At 61.1% G+C, this 4,501-nt stretch carries 6 protein-coding genes; 5 read left to right on the top strand and 1 reads right to left on the bottom strand.

The features are described from left to right. From NEI07_RS09970 to NEI07_RS09960, 3 genes are all read left to right on the top strand, one after another. A partial coding sequence (locus NEI07_RS09970; RefSeq protein ID WP_256034322.1) for a DUF4168 domain-containing protein occupies positions 1 to 205 on the top strand: 205 nt, incomplete at its 5' end. 428 nt (positions 206 to 633) lie between these two features. After that, positions 634 to 1,497: a glycine/sarcosine N-methyltransferase gene (locus NEI07_RS09965; RefSeq protein ID WP_256034321.1), complete on the top strand. Its 864-nt coding sequence runs from the start codon at positions 634 to 636 to the stop codon at positions 1,495 to 1,497. Then, the gene (locus tag NEI07_RS09960) at positions 1,415 to 2,326 is read left to right on the top strand and encodes an SAM-dependent methyltransferase (RefSeq protein WP_256034319.1); all 912 of its coding nucleotides are present in this window, start codon (positions 1,415 to 1,417) and stop codon (positions 2,324 to 2,326) included. The genes NEI07_RS09965 and NEI07_RS09960 overlap by 83 nt, the downstream gene beginning before the upstream one ends. Positions 2,327 to 2,463: 137 nt before the next feature. Here NEI07_RS09960 and NEI07_RS09955 read toward each other — a convergent pair whose 3' ends face one another. Next, positions 2,464 to 2,778 (bottom strand): hypothetical protein, encoded by a 315-nt coding sequence (locus tag NEI07_RS09955; RefSeq protein WP_256034317.1) that lies wholly within the window; start codon positions 2,776 to 2,778, stop codon positions 2,464 to 2,466. Here NEI07_RS09955 and NEI07_RS09950 point away from each other — a divergent pair. Further along, a complete protein-coding gene (locus NEI07_RS09950; RefSeq protein ID WP_256034316.1) occupies positions 2,777 to 4,291 on the top strand; it encodes an MFS transporter in 1,515 nt (504 codons plus the stop codon). The two genes, NEI07_RS09955 and NEI07_RS09950, sit on opposite strands and share 2 nt — an antisense overlap. A gap of 72 nt (positions 4,292 to 4,363) precedes the next feature. Further along, a partial coding sequence (locus NEI07_RS09945) for an HU family DNA-binding protein (protein WP_328516974.1) occupies positions 4,364 to 4,501 on the top strand: 138 nt, incomplete at its 3' end.

Genomic DNA, 4,501 nt, shown 5'->3' with positions numbered 1-4,501 from the left:
ACAAAAGTATGAGCAGCAAATCTCGGCAGCAACAACGCCCTCTGCCAAGGAGCGTCTGACCAAAGAGGGTTCAGATGCGATAGGGAAAGCAATCACCCAGGAGGGTCTCTCTGTAAATGAGTTTAACTCGATAATCGAGTTGGCCGAGAACGATCCAGGCGTTCGAGAGAAGCTTCTGCGCCGCACGGAGCCTCCGACCAAGTAGCCGCCGCTTAAGTGAGGCGAAGGGCAATGTCCCGCTTGATGTTGAATATCGAGAAGCGAGCGTTGCGGGTTGAGAGGCTATGCCGCTTTCGGGGCGTGAGCCAGATGCTGGTTGACTGAAGCGGCGCTCGCCTTTCGCTCGGTCGAAGGCCCCTCGCCAAGACGATCCGCGGGACCCCCCGGACCGTCTGCCGAAGTCCATGCATGCCTCGACAAGATTGTCGACCAACGCCTGCACCGTCGCGCGTTTTCCGTCGCGCCTTCGACCAGTCCAAGCCAATGCTTGTCGCCGCTCACGTCGACGCTACCCGATCATATTTCACACATTTTTTGGCCATGGCTTCGCACCCATAATAGCGCGCGCAGGTTTGCCGATCGCGGCTCAAAGAGGGATTAGCAAATGCCCAACTGCCGCCCAACGATGCCTGGGTGACTGCTGAAAGGAGTGATGAATTGAATTCTATTCAGATCAACGGGACCGCAATTCAGAATTTTGGTCATAATCCGCTCCAATTGCGCGAGACTGGCCACTACAAACAGGAGTACATCGAGGCGTTCGTCGAAAAATGGGATGAGCTCATCGATTGGGACGCGCGCGCGGAGAGCGAAGGCGGATTCTTCATCCAGGTGCTCAAGGCTCAAGGCAAGCAACGCATCCTTGATGTCTCGACCGGCACGGGGTTTCACTCGGTACAGCTGATGAGGGCTGGATTCGACGTCACAAGCGTCGACGGCAGCGCCCATATGCTGATCAAGGCGTTCGAAAACGCAAAGCGCCGCAACTTGATTTTGAACACTGTCCAGGCGGACTGGCGCTGGCTCAACAAGGCCATTCAAGGCAAATACGACGCCATCATCTGCCTCGGTAATTCATTCACTCATCTTTTCGACGAGATGGATCGTCGGCGCGTGCTGGCGGAATTCTACGCGGCTCTGCGCTATGACGGCATATTGATGCTCGATCAGCGCAACTACGACGCCATACTCGACGTTGGTTACGATTGCACGCATCAATATTACTATTGTGGAGATCGAGTGGTAGCAGAGCCAGAACATGTCGATCCGTCGCTCGCACGATTCCGGTACAAATTTCCGGACGGGTCCATATTTCACTTGAACATGTTTCCGCTTCGCAAGAATTATGTCCGCAAGCTGATCACCGAAGCCGGGTTCCCGCGTGTGCGTACCTATGGCGACTTCCAGGAACATTATGGTGAGCACGACCCCGATTTCTTCATCCACGTTGCAGCAAAGGACGCTCCCGGCAGGAACGAAAGTGGCGCCGGTGAATAAAGCGCAAAGAGTCGCACGAACCGTCGAGGCATACTACGACAGCGAGGAAGCGGACGAGTTCTACCTTCACATTTGGGGAGGAGAGGACATCCATATCGGCCTCTATGAGTCGGCAGCTGACACAATCGCCAACGCCAGTCGTCGGACAGTCGCAGCTATGGCGGACGAAATCGTCATGCCGCTCGACGAGAAGCACGTGGTGCTCGATATTGGTTCCGGCTTTGGCGGCCCCGCCCGGTACCTCGCAAAGCGGTTCGGCAGCCGCGTTGTTTGCCTCAACATCAGCGAGGTCGAAAACGAGAGGAATCGCAAAACCAATTGCGAACAAGGCATCGACCATCTGATCAGCGTTTGCCATGGCTCCTTCGAGAATATCCCGGCGGAAGACGCCAGCATCGACCTTGTCTGGTCGCAGGATGCTATTCTGCACAGCGCCGACCGCGAACGCGTGATTGCCGAGGTCTCTCGCGTTCTAAAACCTGGGGGCGAACTCGTTTTCACAGATCCGATGCAGGTCGACGACTGCCCACCGAAGGTCCTGCAGGCGGTCTATGATCGCATTCATCTCGACTCCCTTGCATCGCTCCGTTTCTATCGAGCCACGACGTTGCGACACGGGTTTGCGGAAGTGTCCGTCCAGCCGATGCCAAACCAGCTTCGCAATCATTATGCGGCGGTACAAACGCAGCTGAAGGCCCGCTATGAGGAAATGATCGATATCGCCTCGCGGGAGTATGTCGATCGCATGCTAATTGGCTTGAAGAATTGGCTCGAGGCGGCCGACCAGGGTTACCTCGATTGGGGAATCCTGCACTTCCAGAAGCGGTGAGCTGCTGCCGACCGCCTGGCTCGAAGCTAATTACGCAGTGAGTTTGACGTCAATCCTCACTCGCGGCTGCACCTGCACGCTGTCCGATTGCCCTGCCGCCGCAACGGACAGCGTGTAAGACATTGGGAGCGTCGTTCTCATGCAAGCAGGTTATCGCACAAGAGAGCACACCCCGCACCTTGGGAGGCGTTGCGCGATCTTGGCAAGGCGACGCAAGCAGATATCGCGCGGCGGTACAATGTTTCACGCAGCACGATTTCGGTTTCACGCAGCACGATTTCGAGGCTTGCAAAATGAACGAGGCGCGACATCCGCATGAGCGTAATGGCGTTCCCCGCATTTTTCGGTTGCATACTCGCCTGAGGAAAACTCAATTTTGACCGGAAGTCGCCAGGTTGAAAGGCCAACGTTCGTAACAGCGATGGCCGTTTGCCCAAGCCGGAAGGAACCATGAGAAGTCTCACGGACCATCAGACGCGCCGCCGGCTGCGCGTCGAGGACGTCTCCGTTGTCGACCATCCGATGCTGCGGAAGGCGGTCGGCGGCACTGTCGTCGGCAACACTATGGAGTGGTACGACGTTGGCGTATACGGCTACCTTGCCGTCACCATGGGCGCAGTCTTCCTGCCCGAAGCCGCCGCAAGCGTCCAGGTGCTGTTCTCGCTCGGCGTGTTCGCCGCGACGTACATCGCCCGCCCGCTCGGCGGCATCGTCTGCGGCTGGATCGGCGACCGCGTGGGCCGCCAGAAGGTCCTGGCCGCCACCCTGTTGCTCATGGCGGCGTCCACGTTCGCCATCGGCCTGCTGCCGACGTTTGCGCAGATCGGCGCCGCGGCGCCCGTGCTGCTCGTCGCGCTCAAGCTGCTGCAGGGCTTCTCGACCGGCGGCGAGTACGCCGGCGTGACCACCTTCGTGTCCGAGCACGCCCCGGACCGACGCCGCGGCTTTTGCGCGTCCTTCCTCGACGTGGGCTCGTACATGGGCTTCGCCATCGGTGCTGCCGTCGTGTCCGTGCTGCAGCTGACGCTGGGCGAGCAGGCCCTGCCCGACGGCGCATGGCGCATCCCGTTCCTCGTCGCCGGCCCGCTCGGCGCCGTCGCCATCTGGTTCCGCCTCCGCATTGAGGAGACCCCGGCATTCCTGGCGCAGCGCAAAGCCGCCGAGACCGCGGATAAGGTGGCCAAGGCGCTGCCTGCCCGCTCGGAGGACACCCTGCGCGCGCAGTGGAAGCCGATCGTCGTCACGGTGGTCATCGTCGCCGCCGCGAACACCGCGGGCTATGCCCTGACCTCGTACATGCCGACCTACCTCACCGACACGCTCGGATACGATGCCGCGCACGGCACGCTGCTCACCATCCCGGTGCTCGTGCTGATGTCGGCCTCCCTACCGCTCACCGGCCACCTGTCCGACCGGATCGGCCGCCGCCCGGTACTCTGGATCGGCGCCGCCGCGCTTGCCGTGCTCGCCGTCCCGGCGTTCCTGCTGCTGGCTCTCGGCCACGTCTGGTCGACGCTGGCGGGCCTGGCCGTCATGGCTGTGCCGGTCGCGCTCATGGTCCCCACGCTCGCCTCGGCGCTGCCCGCGCAGTTCCCGACGGCCGTGCGCTACGGCTCGATGGGCATCAGCTACAACATCGCCGTCGCGGTGTTCGGCGGCACGTCGCCGCTCATCATCGAGTCGCTGCTGCAGGCCACGGGCAACAGCCTGACCCCGGCTTGGTACCTGGTTGGCGCCGCCCTCGTCGGCGCCGTGGCCGTGGCATTCTTGCGCGAGACGGCCGGCCGCCCGCTGCCCGGCTCAATGCCCGCCGTCGAGTCGTCGGCCGAAGCGGAGTGTCTGGTTGCGACCCAGGAGGAAAACCCCGACCTCGAGCTGGAGGCCCTGCCACTAGGGGTCGTTTGCGGGAGGGGGTGGAATCCTACGCCAACCGCTGCAGAAACAGCGTCATTTGAGAAACTTTGATTATGAGTTCGGCTCCGCCCCAGAACGGCATTTGAGGAGTTTCGGGCGGGACGGTTATCCCGACCCGCTCTAATGTGCATAAGTCAAGAGATTTCGGAAGCGCTCGTGCGAGGCGGGTCGGTTCGGTTGCGGTCCTTCGGTCGTTTCGCCGTCCGGGAGAAACGCGGGCGGCTCGGGCGCAATTCCAGGACGATGGCGGAAGCGACAATC

The organism is Methylocystis suflitae, assembly GCF_024448135.1.
Taxonomy (GTDB): Bacteria; Pseudomonadota; Alphaproteobacteria; order Rhizobiales; family Beijerinckiaceae; genus Methylocystis; species Methylocystis suflitae.
Note: the sequence above shows the minus strand (reverse complement) of the source record. Positions and strands in the feature narration are given on the sequence as shown.

Coding starts and splice junctions, on each gene's coding strand:
- NEI07_RS09950 (WP_256034316.1), top strand. CDS start 2,777: ATGAGAAGTCTCACGGACCATCAGACGCGCCGCCGGCTGCGCGTCGAG.
- NEI07_RS09955 (WP_256034317.1), bottom strand. CDS start 2,778: ATGGTTCCTTCCGGCTTGGGCAAACGGCCATCGCTGTTACGAACGTTG.
- NEI07_RS09960 (WP_256034319.1), top strand. CDS start 1,415: ATGGTGAGCACGACCCCGATTTCTTCATCCACGTTGCAGCAAAGGACG.